The organism is Streptomyces sp. NBC_00354 (genome assembly GCF_036106915.1).
Classification (GTDB): Bacteria; Actinomycetota; Actinomycetes; order Streptomycetales; family Streptomycetaceae; genus Streptomyces.
The window spans coordinates 2,701,455-2,720,735 of record NZ_CP107983.1 but is presented as its reverse complement, the minus strand read 5'-3'; the positions used below and the strand labels follow the sequence as shown (position 1 = coordinate 2,720,735).

17 protein-coding genes are annotated in these 19,281 nt (G+C 71.7%); 13 read left to right on the top strand and 4 right to left on the bottom strand.

Features of this window, described 5'->3' with window-relative positions; translation table 11 throughout:
• The first annotated feature begins 79 nt into the window (after positions 1-79).
• Entirely contained in the window at positions 80-796 is a 717-nt protein-coding gene (locus OHT74_RS11860) for a tyrosine-protein phosphatase (RefSeq protein WP_328620226.1), read from the top strand.
• 12 nt (positions 797-808) lie between these two features.
• On the top strand, positions 809-1,345 hold the full coding sequence (locus tag OHT74_RS11855) for a GNAT family N-acetyltransferase (protein WP_328620225.1): 537 nt from the start codon (positions 809-811) through the stop codon (positions 1,343-1,345).
• 16 nt (positions 1,346-1,361) lie between these two features.
• On the opposite strand, the gene OHT74_RS11850 is transcribed toward OHT74_RS11855, so the two are convergent.
• Both OHT74_RS11850 and OHT74_RS11845 read right to left on the bottom strand, forming a co-directional pair.
• Complete coding sequence (locus OHT74_RS11850; protein WP_328620224.1) at positions 1,362-3,389, bottom strand: phosphocholine-specific phospholipase C; 2,028 nt, start codon at positions 3,387-3,389, stop codon at positions 1,362-1,364.
• Positions 3,390-3,508: 119 nt separating this feature from the next.
• Positions 3,509-4,525, bottom strand: a complete 1,017-nt coding sequence (locus OHT74_RS11845; RefSeq protein WP_328620223.1) for an NADP-dependent oxidoreductase — start codon at positions 4,523-4,525, stop codon at positions 3,509-3,511.
• A gap of 101 nt (positions 4,526-4,626) precedes the next feature.
• Here OHT74_RS11845 and OHT74_RS11840 point away from each other — a divergent pair, with 101 nt between their 5' ends.
• From OHT74_RS11840 to OHT74_RS11820, 5 genes are all read left to right on the top strand, one after another.
• On the top strand, positions 4,627-5,523 hold the full coding sequence (locus tag OHT74_RS11840; RefSeq protein WP_328620222.1) for a LysR family transcriptional regulator: 897 nt from the start codon (positions 4,627-4,629) through the stop codon (positions 5,521-5,523).
• Positions 5,524-5,783: 260 nt separating this feature from the next.
• Positions 5,784-5,912: a hypothetical protein gene (locus OHT74_RS11835; protein WP_266625109.1), complete on the top strand. Its 129-nt coding sequence runs from the start codon at positions 5,784-5,786 to the stop codon at positions 5,910-5,912.
• Positions 5,913-5,996: 84 nt separating this feature from the next.
• Positions 5,997-7,037, top strand: coding sequence for a 3-isopropylmalate dehydrogenase (locus OHT74_RS11830; protein ID WP_266663424.1), 1,041 nt, complete (start codon positions 5,997-5,999; stop codon positions 7,035-7,037).
• 232 nt (positions 7,038-7,269) lie between these two features.
• Entirely contained in the window at positions 7,270-8,355 is a 1,086-nt protein-coding gene (locus tag OHT74_RS11825; RefSeq protein WP_266663422.1) for a branched-chain amino acid aminotransferase, read from the top strand.
• Positions 8,356-8,747: 392 nt separating this feature from the next.
• Positions 8,748-9,182, top strand: coding sequence for a hypothetical protein (locus OHT74_RS11820; RefSeq protein ID WP_266663420.1), 435 nt, complete (start codon positions 8,748-8,750; stop codon positions 9,180-9,182).
• An 83-nt stretch (positions 9,183-9,265) separates the two neighbouring features.
• On the opposite strand, the gene OHT74_RS11815 is transcribed toward OHT74_RS11820, so the two are convergent.
• Positions 9,266-10,720, bottom strand: a complete 1,455-nt coding sequence (locus tag OHT74_RS11815) for a cytosine permease (protein WP_266663418.1) — start codon at positions 10,718-10,720, stop codon at positions 9,266-9,268.
• Between the two features lie 156 nt (positions 10,721-10,876).
• Here OHT74_RS11815 and ureA point away from each other — a divergent pair, with 156 nt between their 5' ends.
• From ureA to OHT74_RS11785, 6 genes are all read left to right on the top strand, one after another.
• Positions 10,877-11,689, top strand: coding sequence for an urease subunit gamma (gene ureA / locus OHT74_RS11810; RefSeq protein ID WP_328620221.1), 813 nt, complete (start codon positions 10,877-10,879; stop codon positions 11,687-11,689).
• Complete coding sequence (locus OHT74_RS11805) at positions 11,686-13,419, top strand: urease subunit alpha (protein WP_328620220.1); 1,734 nt, start codon at positions 11,686-11,688, stop codon at positions 13,417-13,419. The genes ureA and OHT74_RS11805 overlap by 4 nt, the downstream gene beginning before the upstream one ends.
• A gap of 46 nt (positions 13,420-13,465) precedes the next feature.
• Entirely contained in the window at positions 13,466-14,503 is a 1,038-nt protein-coding gene (locus tag OHT74_RS11800) for an agmatine deiminase family protein (RefSeq protein ID WP_328620219.1), read from the top strand.
• 29 nt (positions 14,504-14,532) lie between these two features.
• Positions 14,533-15,141, top strand: a complete 609-nt coding sequence (locus tag OHT74_RS11795) for a TetR/AcrR family transcriptional regulator (protein WP_266997206.1) — start codon at positions 14,533-14,535, stop codon at positions 15,139-15,141.
• A 295-nt stretch (positions 15,142-15,436) separates the two neighbouring features.
• Positions 15,437-17,068: a citramalate synthase gene (gene cimA / locus OHT74_RS11790; protein ID WP_266663408.1), complete on the top strand. Its 1,632-nt coding sequence runs from the start codon at positions 15,437-15,439 to the stop codon at positions 17,066-17,068.
• A gap of 100 nt (positions 17,069-17,168) precedes the next feature.
• Positions 17,169-18,515 (top strand): hypothetical protein, encoded by a 1,347-nt coding sequence (locus tag OHT74_RS11785; protein ID WP_266663406.1) that lies wholly within the window; start codon positions 17,169-17,171, stop codon positions 18,513-18,515.
• Positions 18,516-18,547: 32 nt separating this feature from the next.
• Here the strand turns inward: OHT74_RS11785 and OHT74_RS11780 are convergent, their stop codons facing one another.
• Positions 18,548-19,150, bottom strand: coding sequence for a YceI family protein (locus OHT74_RS11780; RefSeq protein WP_266663404.1), 603 nt, complete (start codon positions 19,148-19,150; stop codon positions 18,548-18,550).
• Positions 19,151-19,281: the final 131 nt, after the last annotated feature.

Here is a 19,281-nt window from a genome sequence, read left to right as displayed (position 1 = left end):
CAGATCTTCACGCGGGGAACCGCGCGCGGCCAGGGTCGCGTCATGAGCCTCTGTCCGTTGTGTACTGACAGGGGGGGCTATGGGAATGGCGACCACCGGTCGATTCCTGGCGTGGGACGGCTGTTTCAACGTGCGGGACCTGGGGGGCCTCGGGCGGGTCGTGCCGAGGTCCGCGGTCCGCGCCGACCGGCTCGACGCGCTCAGCGCGCGCGGCTGGACCACCCTGTCCGCGCACGGCATACGGACCGTCGTCGACCTGCGCAACGACGACGAGCTCGCAGTGGACCGGTCCGCCCGCCCGGCCGGACTGACCACGCTGCGGATCCCCCTCGACGGCATCGAGCACCGGGACTTCTGGGACACCTGGTGGGGCACTCCGGGTTTCGGAACCCCCGCGTATTTCCGGCCTTTCCTGGAACGCTTCCCGGACCGCGTGGCCGCCGTCGCCCGTGCGATCGCCGAGGCCCCGCCCGGGGGAGTGGCCTTCCACTGCGGACTGGGCCGCGACCGTACGGGGATCATCGCGCTGGTTCTGCTGAAGCTGGCCGGTGCCGACCCCGAGGAGATCGCCGCGGACCACGGGCTGAGCGAGCCCCGGGTGCGGGCGATGCACGCCGCGCAGGGGCGCCCGTACGACTCCGGCGAGATCGAGGCGTACGTGGCCGGCCTGGGCACCACCGTCCACGAACTGGCCCGCGAGGCCGCCGGCTGGCTGGACGCCGAGGCCTACCTGCGCGCGGCCGGCCTCGGCCCGGGCCCGCTGGATGCGCTTCGGCGGCGGCTCGGCGGGCGTTGATACGGTCCGGGCATGAGCATCGTGCTGCGGCATACCTCCCAGGTCGGGGACGGCGGGCTCCGCGAGGTGCGGGAGTTGCTCGACCGGGCCTTCGGCCGGGACTTCGGCGACGAGGACTTCGAGCACGCCCTCGGCGGCATGCACGTGCTCGTGCGCGAGGGCGGGGAGCTCGTAGCGCACGGGAGCGTGGTGCAGCGGCGCGTACTGCACCGGGGACGGGCCCTGCGGACCGGGTACGTCGAGGCCGTGGCCGTACGGGCGGACCGGCGCCGGCGCGGTCTCGGCGGGCAGGTCATGGCCGGGCTCGAGGGCGTCATCGAGCGGGCCTACGTACTCGGGGCCCTGTCGGCCTCCGACGCCGGGGCCCGGCTGTACGCGGGACGGGGGTGGGCCGTGTGGGGCGGGCAGATCGGGGCCCTGTCACCCGCCGGGCCGGTACGGCTCGCCGACGAGGAGGGCTCGACGTACGTGTGGTTCCCGCCCGGCGGGGCACTCGGGGATCCCGCCGGGCGGCTCGACTTCGACTGGCGTGACGGGGACGTGCTGTGAACCGTCGGTCCGGCCGTCAGCCCGAGATGCTCGGCGTGCCCGTCTCGATGTGGCCCGTGTAGCGGCGCGACCAGGTGCCGTCGTTGTCCGCGAGGATCGTGAAGTCGTACCAGCCGTCGTTGTAGGCGACCGCGTTGAAGTAGTCCTCGCGCGAGGAGTTCGCCGGGACGGTGTACGTCCACGGGCCGTCCGAGCGGTAGGCGTTCGAGCGGATCGTGAAGGTGACGGGCGCGGCGGACGTGTTCGTCATCTTGAAGTAGACCGCCGTCTTGCCCGTGCCCGGCTCCACCGCGAAGCGGGCCGCCACCTCGATCGCCTTGCCCGCCTTCGACGCGTCGCCGATGAACCGGCGCAGGAAGCGGTTGGGCCCGTACATCGAGATGTCGTACTTGCCGGAGCCGCTGCCGAGCCCGATGTTGAAGTAGTCCGTGGACGTCGCGCCCGGGTCGACCGTGTACTGCCAGGCCGCCGTGTCCCGGTACTGGTGCGGGTGGATCGAGAAGTGCGCCGGCCGCTTCGCCTGCGCGCCCTGGTTGGTCATCGAGAACCAGGCCAGGATCTTGCCGGCCGCGCCGAACTCGAAGCGGTCCAGATTGCCGTTCACCTGGTACGGAAGGGCCCGCGCCGGGCGGGTGCCGGCCTCCTGCGCCGGGAGCGCGTTGTCCTGCGGCGCCGGGTTGGGCAGCGGGCCGCAGGTCGACTGGCCGATGACCTTCGCGGTCGAGGGCAGCCCGGACGGCACCCCGTACACCGGGTGCGCGAAGTCGAAGACGCCCGTCAGGTCGCCCGTCACCTTGCGGCGCCAGGTGCTGATGTTCGGGCAGGTCGCCGGGGTGCCGAGGGCCGCCGTCCAGGTCTCCATGAAGCGGAGCACCGAGGTGTGGTCGAAGACCTCCGAGCTCACCCAGCCGCCGCGCGTCCACGGGGACATGACCAGCATGGGCACGCGGAAGCCGAGGCCGATCGGGGTGCCGTCGATGTACTCGCCCGCGGTGCCGGGCGGGGCGACCGGCGGCGGGACGTGGTCGAAGAAGCCGTCGTTCTCGTCGTAGTTCAGGAACAGGACGGTGGAGTCGAAGACCTCGGGGTTCGCGGCCAGCGCCCGGTAGACCAGGTCCACGAAGTGCGCGCCGTCGCCGGGCGGGGCGTACGGGTGCTCCGAGAAGGCCTCGTTCGCGACGACCCAGGAGACCTGGGGCAGGGTGCCGGCGACGACGTCCGCGCGGATGGCGGCCGCGATGTCGTCGGGGGTGGAGCCGGTGACCTTCGGGACGGAGCCCATGCCGCGGTCCCACAGCGGGTTGCCGGGCGCCGCGTCCGTGAACTTCTTGAAGTAGGCCAGACCGTTGTCGCCGTAGTTGTCCTGGGCGTTCTGGTAGACCTTCCAGCTCATGCCGGCCCGCTGGAGGGCCTCCGCGTACGTCTCCCAGGTCAGCCCGGACTCGTCGCCGCCGTCCTTGCTGCCCGCATCGACCTTGCCGCTCCACAGGAAGGTGCGGTTGGGGCCGGTCGCGCTCAGCGTGGAGCAGAAGTACGCGTCGCAGATCGTGTAGTTGTCGGCGAGTCCGTAGTGGAACGGTATGTCGCCGCGGTCCAGGTAGCCGAGGGTGCGGGTGTTGCCGACGCCCATGACCCAGTTGTCCATGCGGCCCTTGTTCCAGGCGGCGTGCTGCGAGGTCCAGCTGTGCGGGAGGTCGCCGTTGCACTGGGCCAGGGTCTCGCCGTCCACGCCGCCCGCCGGCGGGGTGGCGCTGAGCTTCCACGGGTACTGGCGGCCGCCCCAGTTGGGCTGGTTGAACATGCCCCAGCCGCCCGGGATGTTGCCGGCGGCGCGGTCGCCGAAGCCGCGGACACCCTTCAGCCTGCCGAAGTAGTGGTCGAAGCTGCGGTTCTCCTGCATCAGGATCACCACGTGCTTCACGTCGGTGATCGTGCCGCTCGCCGCGGCCGCGGCCGCCGACGTCGGCGCGATCGCCGGCAGGGCGGCACCGGCCATCAGCCCGGCGCCGATTCCCACGAAACCTCTGCGGCTGATCGGTGTCACTGGCTACTCGCCTCCAACTCAAGTGCCCCGCTGGCACATTGACGGACAGAGTGACGGGCGCCGGGTCAAAGGTCTACATCCGTGCGGTAAGAAGTCGGTGAACATCCGGTTGGCTGGATTCAGCCCTCGAGACGGACGAGCATCTTGCCCAGATTGTCCCCGCGGAGCACGCCCAGGAAGGCGTCCACCGTGTGATCGATTCCCTGTACAACGGTGGTGTCCGTACCGATGTGGCCGCTCTGCAGGTGCGGGACCAGGAAGTCCTCCAGCTCGTCCTGCAGATTGGTGTGGTTTCGAACCAATACGCCTTCCAGGCGCAGCGACTTGTGGACGACCTCGAAGAGGTTGCGGGGCGCGGCCGGCGAGCGGTCCCCGTTGTACATCGAGATACCGCCGACCCAGGCGATCCGCCCGTACTCGCGCAGCACGTCGATCGCGCCCGCCAGGTGGTCCCCGCCCACGTTGTCCACGTACACGTCGATGCCCTCGGGAGCGGCCTTCGAGAGCTGCTCGCCGACGGGTCCGTCGTGGTAGTCGAAGGCCGCGTCGAAGCCGAGCACGCCGGTGAGGTGGCGGACCTTCGCCGCCGAGCCCGCGCTGCCGATGATCCGGCGGGCGCCCAGCAGCCGCGCGATGTGGCCGGTCGCGGTGCCGACCCCGCCCGCGGCCGCCGAGACGAAGAGGTCCTCTCCCTCGCGCAGGGCCGCGGTCCGGGTGAGGGCGGCGTACGCGGTCAGGCCGGTGCCGCCGAGGATGCTCAGGTACGCCTCCAGCGGGACGCCCTCGTGGCCGCGCAGCTTCCGGGTGCCGTCCACGCCGAGCGTGACGAGGGCGTGCGTACGCCAGCCCTCGCGGTGGAAGACCAGGTCGCCCTCGCGCAGCCCCGGATCGCGGGAGGCGAGCACCCGGCCCACCGAGCGGCCCTCCAGCGGGGTGTTGAGCTCGAAGCCGCCCTCGCCGCCGTCCATCATCCCGCGGTGGTACGGGTCCACCGAGAGCAGGAGGTTCTGCACCAGGGCGGTGCCCGGGGCGGGGGAGGGGACCGGGGTCTCGACGTACGCGAAGTCGGTCGGGGAGGGGAAGCCGGTCGGGCGGGCGATCAGGTGGACGGCGTGAGCGGTGTGGTTCGTGGTCATGGCGAGGACGTTAGGAAGGAATCACCGGCCCGGGCAGAGGGTTGCGTTCATGGAAGCCGCACATCCATGAACACCGCTCATAGAACGAGGTGAGAGCCGCCGTGGCCGAGCTCGCTCCGCACGAACTCCGGGTCCTGGTCGCCGTCGCCGAGACCGGCGGCTTCTCCGCCGCGGCCGCCCGCCTCGGCCTGACCCAGTCGGCCGTGTCGCACTCCGTACGCGGCAGCGAGGCCAAGGTCGGTGCGGTGCTCTTCGAGCGCGGGCGCACCGGAGCCTCGGCCACCCCGGCGGGGGAGCGGGCCGTCGGCCTCGCCCGCCGGATCCTGCGGCTGTACGAGGTCCTCGGCGCGGAGGCGCGCAGCGCCGGCCGGGCCGCCCCGGATCACGACGCGGTGGAGGGGGTGCTGCGCATCGCGGCGTTCCGCAGCGCGGCCCTGCACCTGCTGCCCCCGGCCCTGGAACGGCTCGCGGCCCGCCACCCCGGCATCCGCCCCGAGGTCCGGGTGGTGCGCGAGCTCGGCGCCGGCACGGCAGGGGAGGTGGCCGCCGGCCGCGCCGACCTCGGCATCGCCACGCTGAACGGGGCCGGGCCCGTACCGGGGGGCGGCGTCGCGGGCCTGCTGACGGGGGTGCTCCGGGAGGAGGCGTACGCCCTGGTCCACCCGGCCGGACACCCCGACCCGAAGGCGCTGCCCCTGCTGGACTGGGACGAGAACTGCGGCTCGTACACCCGCGACTGGTGGCAGGCCCAGGACTGGATCCCGCGGGCCACCGTCAAGGCGGAGGACGACGGGATGGTGCTGACCATGGTCGGGCGCGGGCTCGGCATGGCGATCCTGCCCGAGCTCTCGCTCCGCGAGGCCACCGACGCCGTGGACATCACCGGACTGGGCCCTTCGGGGCCGGTGAGACGCGTGGGATACGTCACCACGCCGGAATCCGCCGCCACCCTCGGCGTAAGGGCTCTGATCAGGGAACTTCGCTCCGAGACGCGCTGAATCGGATGCCCGGGAGGGAGCCTTCCGGGCGGTTGCCCGTCTCAGATAGTAGGAAGTCCGAGTAATTGCGGAGACATACAGCGGGACCTGCCCTAGCTTTGTAGAAGCCGAACGTCTCGCCGATCCGGCGAATGGCGGTCGAGAGCGCGCGCCCCTGGCAGGCAACCCCTGCGGCGCACAGCTCCCCGCCTCTTCCGGCGCCTTGAAGGAACCCCTCATCCGTGGCCCCGCCACGCCGTGATCTCAAGGAGTCGATCACCATGACCGCATCCACCGCAGCCCGCCGCGTCCGCCACTCCTCCACGGCCGACGCCGACCGCAAGAACGCCGCCGCAGCCCTCCAGCGCGCCCTCGACCGCCGTGACAACGGCGGCTCGACCGGCCACTGAGCAAGGCCCGGCGCCTCAGACATCTTGCGTCCACATGGTGGACGCAAGATGTCTGAGGGCTGGGACAGGGAGTACGGTTCCGACATGTCGACCAGCATCAATCTCGCAGTGATCCCCGGTGATGGCATCGGCCAGGAAGTCGTGGCTCAGGGCCTCAAGGTCCTTACCGCGGTCCTGCCCCAGGATGTGAAGCTGGAGACCAAGCAGTACGACCTTGGCGCCACGCGCTGGCACCGCACCGGTGAGACCCTCCCGGACGAAGAGCTCGAGGCGCTCAAGCACCACGACGCGATCCTGCTGGGCGCCATCGGCGACCCGTCGGTCCCGTCGGGCGTCCTGGAGCGCGGCCTGCTGCTCAAGCTCCGCTTCGCGTTCGACCACTTCATCAACCTGCGCCCGTCGAAGCTCTTCCCGAACACGGCCACCCCGCTCGCCGGCCGTCCGGAGATCGACTTCGTCGTGGTCCGCGAGGGCACCGAAGGCCCGTACACCGGCAACGGCGGCAGCCTGCGCACCGGCACCCCTGCCGAGGTGGCCACCGAGGTCAGCATCAACACCGCGTACGGCGTCGAGCGCGTCGTGCGTGACGCGTACGAGCGGGCCAACTCCCGCCCGCGCAAGAAGCTGACGCTGGTCCACAAGAACAACGTCCTCGTGTACGCGGGCCACATGTGGAAGAACATCTTCGACAAGGTCGGCCAGGAGTACCCCGAGGTCACCACCGACTACCTGCACGTCGACGCCGCGACGATCTTCTTCGTCACGCAGCCCGAGCGCTTCGACGTCATCGTCACGGACAACCTCTTCGGTGACATCCTCACCGACCTGGCCGCCGCCGTGACCGGCGGAATCGGCCTCGCCGCCTCCGGGAACATCAACCCGACCGGCGCCTTCCCGTCCATGTTCGAGCCCGTCCACGGCTCGGCCCCGGACATCGCGGGCACCGGCAAGGCCGACCCGACCGCGACGATCCTGTCCGTCGCCCTCCTGCTGCGCCACCTCGGCCACGAGGCCCAGGCCGTCCGCATCGAGGACGCGGTCACCGCCGACCTCGCGGAGCGCGACGGGACCTTCCGCACCACCGACCAGATCGGCGACGCGCTCGCCGCCCGAGTAGCCGGCTGACCCGGCAGCTCCACCTCAGGAAGCCGCCGGGTCGCGCGCACGACGCACCCGGCGGCTTTTCCTGTGCGGCCCCGGGTGCCACCATCTCCCCTGGGCCGCATTCACCCCGCTTCTCCGAAGGCACCTCGCGCGCGATAATCGAACGCGAGACCGCGGAATGCGGGGAAGCTCGGACGTCCTAGTACGCCGTGAGCGCGGTCCGCCATACACAACCGGTGAAGGACAAGCACTCATGACGACGCCCACGATCGAGCTCAAGCCCTCCTCGAACCCGCTGTCCGATGCGGAGCGCGAGGCGATCCTGGCCAGCCCCGGCTTCGGCCGCCACTTCACCGACCACATGGTGACGATCAAGTGGACCGAGGGCCGCGGCTGGCACGACGCCGAACTGGTCCCGTACGCGCCGCTGTCGATGGACCCGGCGAACATGACCCTGCACTACGCGCAGACGATCTTCGAGGGCCTCAAGGCCTACCGCCAGCCCGACGGCACCGTCGCCAGCTTCCGCCCGCAGGCCAATGCCGAGCGCTTCCAGGCCTCGGCCCGCCGCATGGCGATGCCGGAGCTGCCGGCCGAGCTCTTCATCGAGGCCTGCGACGCGCTCATCAAGCAGGACGCCGCCTGGGTGCCCTCCTCCGGCGAGGCCTCGCTGTACCTGCGGCCGTTCATGTTCGCGTCCGAGGTCGGCCTGGGCGTCCGCCCGGCCAACGAGTTCCTGTTCATGGTCATCGCCTCGCCCGCCGGCGCGTACTTCCCCGGCGGCGTCCAGCCCGTCTCCGTCTGGCTCTCCGAGGAGTACGTCCGCGCAGTCAAGGGCGGTACGGGCGCGGCCAAGACCGGCGGCAACTACGCGGCTTCCCTCGTGGCCCAGGCCCAGGCCGCCGAGCACGGCTGCGACCAGGTGGTCTGGCTCGACGCCGTCGAGCACCGCTGGATCGAGGAGATGGGCGGCATGAACCTGTACTTCGTGTACGGCGACCGTATCGTCACCCCGGAGCTGACCGGCTCGCTCCTGCCGGGCATCACCCGCGACTCCCTCCTCACCATCGCCCGCGACCTCGGCTACACCGCCGAGGAGGGACGTATCTCCACCGAGGACTGGAAGCGCGACAACGAGAACGGCACCCTGACCGAGGTGTTCGCCTGCGGCACCGCCGCCGTCATCACCCCGGTCGGCTCGGTCAAGTCCGAGCGCGCCAACTGGACCCAGGGCGACGGGCAGCCCGGCGAGGTCACCATGAAGCTCCGCAAGGCGCTGCTGGACCTCCAGACCGGCCACACCGCCGACACCCACGGCTGGATGCACCCGCTCGGCTAGCACCGCAGCGCACTCGCCACGACGAGGTCCCGGCCGGGAGGCCGGGGCCTCGTCGTGTGTCCGGGACCTGGTCCGCCGGGCGGTGCGGGCAGGTCGCCGCACCCGTCCGTGCCACCCGTACGGGGGTACGCCGGGAGTGCTCCGCGCCGTCGCCCGCCGTGGCCGCGGCGGTCCTCCCGCGGCATGGCCCGCGGGCACTTTCGCCGCGCCCGCCGGCCGGTGCGGGCGCGTGGGTCCGGTCCGTACGGAGATGCGGTGCACGTACCGGCGTGCGACGTTGATCGCGCCTGCCGATGCGGCGCCGGACACCGGCTCCGGGCGGCACGGTGCGCCCCCAGCGGCGTGAATCTCTCGTGCGCCGGCCGTCACGGCCGGCGGGAAGGCGGATCCCCATGAAGCGGTTCGTTGCCTCCGGCCTGCTCTGCGCGGCCGCGGTACTCGGCGCCTCGGCATGCTCCAGCGACGACAATGCGACGCCGCAGGAGGCAGCCTCGTCGGCCAGCGCCGCGCTGTGTACCAACCTGGTCCAGTTGAAGTCGGACAACGCCGCGCTCAAGGCGTTGAATCCGGCCACGGCCACCAAGGACCAGCTGCAGTCGGCGTATGACGCCGTCCAGGCCGACTGGAAGAAGGTCAAGGAGAGCACCTCGGCACTGAAGTCGGCCGAGAAGGACGCCGTCACGACGGCCGCGGAGAACCTCAAGAAGGCCTACGAGGACCTGCCCGGCGACACCACGGGCAAGGACGCGATCACCCAGCTCCAGCCGCAGGTCCAGGCGCTGGACACCGCGGCCAACGAGGCGACCACCTCGCTGAAGTGCCGTTAGCGCTCGGCGGCGGCGCCGACCACGCGGGCCCCGGGGGGACGTCCCCCGGGGCCCGCGTCGTGCACCGGTCCCGGTGTCGGCCGTCAGTCGACCGCGAGCGCCACCTTGCCGGCGGTGTCGCCCGTGTCGCCCGCGGCGGCAGGCACGGCGGTGGTCGTGCTCGCGGTCCGGAACGTCAGGGCCGTGTAGACCAGGCCGCCGGCCAGGGCCGACAGGACGAAGGAACAGTCCACGCCGCCGGTCAGGGCGAGCAGCGGGCCCTCGTAGAAGGGGGTGGTCACGGCGAGCAGGCCGACTCCGGCGCCGACGGCCCAGGAGACCGTGGCGGCGACGTTCCAGCCGGCCCGGTACCAGTAGATCCCGCCCACCGAGCGGCGGTTGAAGACCTGGAGGGCGTCGGCGTCGTACTGCCCGCGGCAGCGGACGTAGCCGATCAGGGTGATCACGGCCCACGGGGTGCCGATCGCGGTCAGCAGCAGGACGAACGAGGTCATCGCGGACTGCACGTCCCACTCGAAGGAGCCGATGAAGACGAACCCGGTGGCGACGCCTGCCGCGACCAGCGTGGCCTTGGCCCGGGTCGCCTTCGGCACGATGGCGTCGAGGTCGAGGCCCATGGAGTAGAGCATCAGCCCGGCGTTGCCCACCGAGCCGGCCGCCGCGGCGGCGAGCAGCGGGAGCAGGTACCAGAACGGCGCGGCCTCGACGAGGGGCCCGGCGTAGTCGGCGCCGGCCTTGGCGGCGAGCGCGGTGTAGGTGCCGAACAGCTGCGGGATCAGCAGGCCGACCAGCAGGCCGAGACAGGTGGCCCAGAACACCTTGCGGGAGCTGTGCTTGCGGGGGGAGATGTAGCGCGTGTAGTCGCCGAGCAGGGTGATGAAGGCGACGGGGCCGCTGAGTCCGGCGGCGACGGCGGCGAGGAGCCAGGTCGGCCAGAAGGAGCCGAGCAGGTACGCGGTCTCCGGCGGCGCGGCGGTGGTGAAGTCGGGGGCGTAGGCGTAGATGCCGACGGCGAGCAGGACCACCATGCCGATGGACAGGACCTTGCTCATGCGCAGCAGCAGCCGGTAGCCGAAGACGGCCCCGACGACGGTACAGGCGGCCAGTACGCCGTACATCACGGCCCGCGTGGCACCCGTGTCGGGCAGGCCGATGAGCCGGGACAGCGTGCCGGCCATCACGTCGCCGCCGATCCACAGGGTGAGCGCCGTGTAGCCGAGGGCGAGCAGCAGGCCGACGACCGAGCCGACGAGCCGGCCGCGTACGCCGAACTGGGCGCCGCTCGAGGTGGAGAGGTTGGTCGCCGTGCGCAGGGACACCAGCGCCAGCGGCGCGGTGAAGGCGATGCCGACCAGCGTGCCGGTCACGATGGCGGTGACCGAGGGCCACAGGCCCAGTCCGAAGGACGGGGGCAGCCAGCCGAACACGATCACGCCGAGGCAGAGGTTGGAGCCGAGCAGGATCGAGATCAGGTCACGGGGACCGCTCGTCCGCTCCTCCTCGGGGATGGTGTCGACTCCGCGCTGTTCGATGGGCATGGGGGGACTCCCTTGGCAGGGCGGGGGGTGGTTCGCATTTGTTTGAGCGACACTCAATGTGACCTAAGCCCAGGTCCCAGGTCAATGCTTCATTGCCGAGAAATGAAGAGTTAGAGTGATGCTCTAACCCATCGACTCAAAGGGTGGTGGATCGGCGTGCGGCTGACCCCTACGGAGCGCGACCGGCTGCTGCTGCGCAGCGCGGCGGAACTGGCCAGGGCCCGGCGGGCCCGCGGACTCAGGCTCAACGTCCCCGAGGCCACCGCGCTCATCGCGGACACGGTCTGCGAGGCCGCGCGCGACGGCAAGCGGCTGGCGGAGGCCATCGAGGAGGCCCGCAGCGTGCTGGGCCCGGACGACGTCCTGCCCGGCGTGGCCGACGTGGTCACCGAGGTGCACGTGGAGGCCATCTTCGACGACGGATCCCGCCTCGCGGTGGTCTCGGCCCCGATCCAGGGCGCGGTGCCGCTCGGCGACGACGCCCCCGGAGCCGTCGTCCCCGGCCCCGGCGCCCCCCAGCCGGAGCCGGCGCTGCACCTGCACGTGCGCAACACGGCCTCCGTGCCGGTGAGCGTCACGTCCCACTTCCACTTCTTCGAGGCCAACCCCCGCCTCGACTTCGACCGCGCCGCGGCCTACGGCATGCGGCTGTGCGTGCCTGCGGGCTCGTCCGTACGGTTCGACCCGCACGGCGAGGGCGAGGTCGGCCTCGTCCCCATCGGCGGCGACCGCATCGCGATCGGCTTCGCCGGCCTGGTCGACGGTCCCCTGGATGCCCCGGGAGCCAAGTCGCTCGCGCTGACGAGGGCGGCGGCATGCGGCTATCTGGGCGCCGAGGCGCACCAGGACACCGAGGACGGGCACGCGGCCGGGACCGGCGCGGCCCGAGGCGACGCGGCTCCGGCCTCCGGCGGAGCCACCGCCGCCCCCGGCACCGACGGCCCGCGCGCGGGAGGAACCTCCGCATGAGCAAGAAGACTCCGCACAGCGACCACTGCGCGCCGGGCAGCCGGCACATCGACCCCCACGAGTACGCCTCCGTCTTCGGCCCCCGCGCCGGGGACCGGGTCCGGCTCGGCGACTCCGGGCTCACCGTGCGGGTCGAGTACGACGCCCAGAAGCCCGGCGACGAGTTCCTGGCCGGCTTCGGCAAGACCGCCCGCGACGGCCTGCACCTGAAGGCCGCCGCCGTCCGCGAGACCTGCGACGTCGTGATCAGCAACGTGCTCGTCATCGACGCCGTCCTCGGCATCCGCAAGGTCTCCATCGGCATCCGCGAGGGCCGGATCCACGCGATCGGCCGGGCCGGCAACCCCGACACCCTCGACGGGGTGGACGTCGTCGTCGGCACCGGCACGAGCATCGTCTCCGGCGAGGGCCTGATCGCCACCGCCGGCGCCGTCGACACCCACGTCCACCTGCTGTCCCCGCGCGTCATGGAGGCCTCGCTCGCCGCGGGCGTCACCACGATCATCGGCCAGGAGTTCGGCCCGGTCTGGGGCGTGGGCGTCAACTCCCCGTGGGCGCTGAAGCACGCCTTCAACGCCTTCGACGCCTGGCCCGTCAACATCGGCTTCCTCGCCCGCGGCTCCTCCTCGGACGCCGCCCCGCTGGTCGAGGCGCTGGCCGAGGGCGGTGCGTCCGGCTTCAAGGTCCACGAGGACATGGGCGCGCACACCCGCGCCCTGGACACGGCGCTGCGGGTGGCCGAGGAGCACGACGTCCAGGTCGCCCTGCACAGCGACGGCCTCAACGAGTGCCTCTCCGTCGAGGACACCCTGCGCGTCCTGGACGGCCGCACCATCCACGCCTTCCACATCGAGGGCTGCGGCGGCGGACACGTCCCCAACGTGCTCAAGATGGCCGGCGTGCCGAACGTCATCGGCTCCTCCACCAACCCCACCCTGCCCTTCGGCCGGGACGCCGTCGCCGAGCACTACGGCATGATCGTCTCCGTCCACGACCTCAAGCCCGACCTCCCCGGCGATGCCGCCATGGCCCGCGACCGGATCCGCGCGGGCACGATGGGCGCCGAGGACGTGCTGCACGACCTGGGCGCGATCGGCATCACCTCCTCCGACGCCCAGGGCATGGGCCGCGCCGGCGAGACCATCCGCCGCACCTTCGCCATGGCCGCCAAGATGAAGGGCGAGCTCGGCCCGCTCGAAGGCGACGGCGAGGGCGACGACAACGCCCGCGTCCTGCGCTACATGGCCAAGCTGACCATCAACCCGGCCATCGCCCACGGCCTGGCCCACGAGATCGGCTCCATCGAGGTCGGCAAGCTCGCCGACATCGTCCTGTGGCGCCCCCAGTTCTTCGGTGCCAAGCCGCAGCTGGTCCTCAAGTCCGGCTTCCCCGCGTACGGGGTCACCGGCGACCCCAACGCGGCCACCGACACCTGCGAACCACTGGTCCTCGGCCCGCAGTTCGGCTCGTACGGAGCCACCCCCGCCGACATCTCCGTCGCCTTCGTCTCGGCCGCCGCGGCGGCCCTGGGCAGCGACGAGATGCCGACCCGGCGCCGCCGGGTCGCCGTCCGCGGCACCCGCGGCATCGGCCCCGGGAACCTCCTCCTCAACTCCCGGGTGGGCGCGGTCGATGTCGACGCGCGCAGCGGGCTCGTCACCCTCGACGGCGACCCGCTGCGCTCCGAAGCGGCCGACTCGGTCTCCCTCAACCGCCTGTACTTCTTGTAAACCAGCACAGCTTGTAAACCGGCACAGCTTTTTAAGGACCCCTGCCATGACTGAAAAGCCCGCCGCCCGCGGATTCCGGATGCCCGCCGAGTGGATGCCCCACGAGCGGACCTGGATGGCCTGGCCCAGCCCCAACCCGACCTTCACCAACGAACAGGAGCTCGCCGAGGCCCGCGAGGCCTGGGGCGCCGTCGCCCGCGCGGTGCGCGCGTACGAGCCGGTGACCCTGGTCGTCTCGCCCGGCGACGCCGAGAGCGCCCGCGCGGTCGTCGGCGACGACGTACAGCTGGTGGAGCGCGAGCTCGACGACGCCTGGATGCGCGACATCGGCCCGACCTTCGTCACCAACGAGGCCGGCGAGCTGGCCGCCGTGGACTGGACCTTCAACGGCTGGGGCGCCCAGGAATGGGCCCGCTGGGAGCACGACTCCAAGGTCGCCCGGTACGTCTCCGACCTCGCCGGCACCCGTACGTACAGCACCCGGCTGGTCAACGAGGGCGGCGCCGTCCACGTCGACGGCGAGGGCACCGTGCTCCTGACCGACACCGTGCAGCTGGGCGCCGGGCGCAACCCCGACTGGACCCGCCGGGAGGTCGAGGAGGAGATCCACGCCCACCTCGGCACCACCAAGGCGATCTGGCTGCCGTACGGCCTGGCCGGCGACTACGGCACCTACGGCACGCAGGGCCACGTCGACATCGTGGCCGCCTTCGCCCGCCCCGGCGTGGTGATGGTCCACACCCAGCCCGACCCGGCCCACCCGGACCACGAGCGCTGCAAGACCATCGCCGCCCTCCTGCGCGCGTCCACCGACGCACAGGGCCGGCAGCTGGAGGTCGTGGAGATCCCGGCGCCGACCGTGCTGGAGGAGGACGGGGAGTGGGTGGACTACTCCTACATCAACCACTACCTGTGCAACGGCGGCGTCGTGCTGTGCTCCTTCGACGACCCGCGCGACGAGGAGGCCGCCGAGATCTTCCGCGGCCTGTTCCCCGAGCGGACCGTGACCCTGGTTGACGCACGTACGATTTTCGCCGGGGGTGGCGGTATCCACTGCATCACCCAGCAGCAGCCGAAGGTCTGACCCGAGGCGGATCGACGAAGGAGTGGCCCATGGCGGCCGGTGGAGTACGCGCGGTCCGGAAGAACGCGCCGCCGCGCGAGGACGTACTCGTCGCCGCCATGGCCACGATCGCCGAGCGCGGCCTGGAGGGCCTGACCATGGCCGGGCTGGGCCGCCAGGTCGGTATGAGCAGCGGCCACCTCCTCTACTACTTCGGCAGCAAGGACGAGCTCCTGCTGCAGACGCTGGAGTGGAGCGAGGCGGCCCTGGGTGCGAAGCGGCGGGCCCTGCTGTCCCGCCGCGGCTCGGCGCGCGAGCGCCTGCAGGCGTACGTGGACCTGTACGTGCCCGAGGGGGCCCGGGACCCGCACTGGACCCTGTGGCTGGAGGTCTGGAACCGCTCGCAGAACGCGGGCGCGCAGGAACGCGAACGCCAGGCCGCCATCGAGGGCGCCTGGCACCGCGACCTGGTGGCCCTGCTCGCCGAGGGAGTCTCGCGCGGGGAGTTCCGGCCCGTGGACCCCGACCGCTTCGGCGCCCGGCTGCGGGCCCTGCTCGACGGGTTCAGCATCCAGGTCGCCGTCGGCCTGCCCGGGATAGGGCGGGCGGACATCCTGGCCCACGTCTCGGAATTCCTTGACGAGGCTCTCGTATCGTGAGACGCGCCGCTCTTGCGGTGAGACGGTATGACACACTGCGGATGTGCCTGCTCAGCTCATGATTATGGACAGCAGCGCGCCGGTCCGCAGTGGCCGCTGAACCGTGGAAAACCTTCGCGGAAGCGGCCATCGTGCCCCAGACCCGCGCGCAGACCTCTCGCACCCGCGAGAGGTCTTTTCGTTTCCCGGCTCCATTCCTGCCGGGAACGTACTGCGCGGGATGATGGGGGCAGTGGCGGCGGCCTGCCCTGGGGCGGGTATCCGGAACCACTCATCCGACAGGAGTCAGATCAGCATGACGACGACAGAGGCGACAGCGTCGGCGCAAGACCCCGCCGACGACACGGACAGCTTCCACGTCTTCGACACCACTCTGCGCGACGGCGCCCAGCGTGAGGGCATCAACCTCACCGTCGCCGACAAGCTGACGATCGCACGGCACCTGGACGACTTCGGAGTGGGCTTCATCGAGGGCGGCTGGCCTGGCGCCAACCCCCGCGACACCGAGTTCTTCGCCCGCGCCCGGGCCGAGATCGACTTCAAGCACGCCCAGCTGGTCGCCTTCGGCGCGACCCGGCGGGCGGGTGGCTCGGCCGCCGAGGACCCGCAGGTGCGGGCCCTGCTCGAGTCGGGCGCCCCGGTGATCACCCTGGTGGCCAAGTCCCACGACCGGCACGTCGAGCTCGCCCTGCGCACCACGCTGGACGAGAACCTGGAGATGGTCCGGGACACGGTCTCCCACCTGGTCGCCCAGGGCCGTCGCGTCTTCGTCGACTGCGAGCACTTCTTCGACGGCTACCGGGCCAACGCCGAGTACGCGAAGTCGGTCGTGCGCACCGCGCACGAGGCCGGCGCCGACGTCGTCATCCTCTGCGACACCAACGGCGGCATGCTGCCCGCGCAGGTCACGGCGACCGTCGCGACCGTACTCGCCGACACCGGGGCGCGCCTGGGCATCCACGCCCAGGACGACACCGGCTGCGCCGTGGCCAACACCCTGGCCGCCGTCGACGCCGGCGCCACGCACGTGCAGTGCACCGCGAACGGCTACGGCGAGCGGGTCGGCAACGCCAACCTCTTCCCCGTCGTCGCCGCGCTGGAGATCAAGTACGGGCGCCAGGTGCTGCCCGTCGGCGCGCTCGCCGAGATGACCCGCATCTCGCACGCCATCGCCGAGGTCGTGAACCTGACCCCGTCCACGCACCAGCCGTACGTCGGCGTCTCGGCCTTCGCGCACAAGGCGGGCCTGCACGCCTCGGCCATCAAGGTCGACCCGGACCTGTACCAGCACATCGACCCCGAGCGGGTCGGCAACACCATGCGGATGCTGGTCTCCGACATGGCCGGGCGCGCCTCCATCGAGCTCAAGGGCAAGGAGCTCGGCGTCGACCTCGGCGGGGACCGCGCGCTGGTCTCCCGGGTCGTCGAGCGGGTCAAGGAGCGGGAGCTCTCGGGCTACACGTACGAGGCCGCCGACGCCTCCTTCGAGCTGCTGCTGCGCGCGGAGGTCGAGGGCCGGGCCCGCAAGTACTTCCGTACGGAGTCCTGGCGAGCCATCGTCGAGGACCGCCCGGACGGTACCCACGCCAACGAGGCCACGGTGAAGCTGTGGGCCAAGGGCGAGCGGATCGTCGCCACGGCGGAGGGCAACGGACCGGTCAACGCCCTGGACCGGGCGCTGCGGGTCGCCCTCGAGCGCTTCTACCCCCAGCTGGCCAAGTTCGAGCTGATCGACTACAAGGTCCGCATCCTGGAGGGCAAGCACGGCACGGAGTCCACGACCCGCGTCCTGATCGCCACGACGGACGGCAGCCGCGAGTGGTCCACGGTGGGCGTCGCCCCGAACGTGATCGCCGCGTCCTGGCAGGCCCTCGAGGACGCCATCACCTACGGCCTGCTCCACGCCGGGGTGGAACCCGCCGAGTAGCCGAGCCCCACTCACCCCGACCCCTGCCCCCGTGGCAGGGGTCGGTGGGGTTTATGTCCTGCTCACACAGGAAAGTGGCGGTTCCGGTAGCGTCGGGGATATGAGGACCAGGCTGATAACCGTACGTTCCGGTCGGCTGCTGGCCGGTCTGCTGCTGGCCCTGTCCGCGACCGCCCTCGTGGCCGCCCCGCAGGCATCGGCGGCCACCGGACCCGCTGCCGTGGCGGAGGCCCTCAAGCAGGGCCCGGTCTACGTGGACCCCCGCGCCGAGGCGCAGCTGCCGAAGGCCCAGGCGGACGCGCTGGCCAAGAAGATCAAGGACGCCGGGAAACCGGTGTTCGTCGCCGTGCTGCCGGCCAACGCGGAGTTCCCCGCCGACAGCGTGCTGCGTACGGTCCGGGCCGAAACCGGCATCACCGGGCTGTACGCGATCCGGCTCGGCGACGGCTTCAACGCGGGCGCCGACCGGGCCGTCATGCCCGCCAACGCCGTCCGCAACCTGACCGATGCCGTGAAGGCGGGCGGGCCCGTGGACGCGGGCACGCAGCTGAACAACTTCGTGGACCAGGCCCTGGCCCAGGCCAAGGGCGGCGCCCCGGCCTCCTGGGGCGACTCCGGCAGCGGCGGCGGGGTCCCGGTCGGCGGGCTGATCACGCTCGGCGCGGTGGCCGCCATCGGCGGCGGCGGTGCGTACGCGCTGGTGCGCCGCAACCGCAAGAAGAAGGAAGAGGCGGAGCGCGAGGCCATCGAAAAGCTGCGCGTGGTCGTCGACGAGGACATCACCGCGTTCGGCGAGGAGCTCGACCGGCTGGACTTCCACCCCGGTGAGCCCGGCGCGGACGACGCCATGCGGGCGGACTACGAGAAGGGCCTCGACTCGTACGAGAAGGCCAAGGACATCATGGCCTCCGTCCAGCACCCCGACGAGGTCAGGGGAGTCACCCAGGCCCTGGAGGACGGCCGGTTCGCGCTGGCGAGCCTCGATGCCCGCCGTGAGGGCAGGCCGCTGCCCGAGCGCCGTTCGCCCTGCTTCTTCGACCCGCGGCACGGGCCGAGTACGCAGGACGCCGGCTGGGCGCCGGCAGGCGGGGCGGCGCGTACCGTCCCCGTGTGCGCGGCTGACGCCGTCCGCCTGCGCGACGGCAAGGACCCGATGGTCCGCACGGTCGACACCGAGTACGGGCCGCGCCCGTACTACGACGCCGGCCCGGCGTACGGCCCCTGGGCGGGCGGATACTTCGGCGGCGGCATCCTGCCCGGCCTGCTCGTGGGCACGCTGCTCGGCTCGATGATGTCGAGCCCCGCCTATGCCTCCGACATGGGCGGCTACGACGGCGGGGACTACTCCGGCGCCGACTTCAACTCCTCCGACTTCGGGGGAGGGGACTTCGGCGGCGGCGGTGGATTCGACGGTGGCGGCGGGTTCGACGGTGGGGGCGGCTTCTAGGACCGCCCCCGGTCCCGGCGGCGTCAGGCGGGTCAGGCCTGCTTGATGGCCGAGATGTCGAAGGTCAGCTTCACCTTGTCGCTGACCATGACGCCGCCGGCCTCCAGCGCGGCGTTCCAGGTCAGGCCCCAGTCGGAGCGCAGGATCTCGGCGGCGCCCTCGAAGCCGACGCGCTCGTTGCCGTAGACGTCGGTGGCCGAACCGTTGAACTCCAGGTCGATGGAGAGCGGGCGGGTCACGTCCTTGATCGTCAGCTCGCCGGTGATGCGGTACTTGTCGCCGCCGAGCTGGGCCGCCTGGGTGGAGCGGAAGGTCATCAGCGGGAAGGTCTCCGTGTCGAAGAAGTCCCCGCTGCGCAGGTGGCCGTCGCGGTCGGCGATGCCGGTGTCCACGGAGGCGACCTTCACCTCGAGGGAGGCGGCGGAGCGCGCCGGGTCGCTGCCGTCGAGCTGCAGGGTGCCGGCGTAGTCGGTGAAGCTGCCGCGGACGTTGGTCACCATCGCGTGGCGGACGGTGAAGCCGATGCTGCTGTGGGCGGCGTCGATGGCGTAGTCGCCGGTGAGGGCGGCCAGCGCCGGGTCCACCTCGAGGGTGGCGACGGCGGTGTCCTGGCTGCGGCGGGTGAAGAGACCCATGATCTGCTCCTTGGGGGGTGCCCTGCTCGGTGTTGGTTGAACGTTCAACGAGACTGACGCTAGACCTATTCCGTTCAAATTTCAACATCTAGGGTCCGTGTCGCACGGTTTTGTGGACACTCCACAAAGGA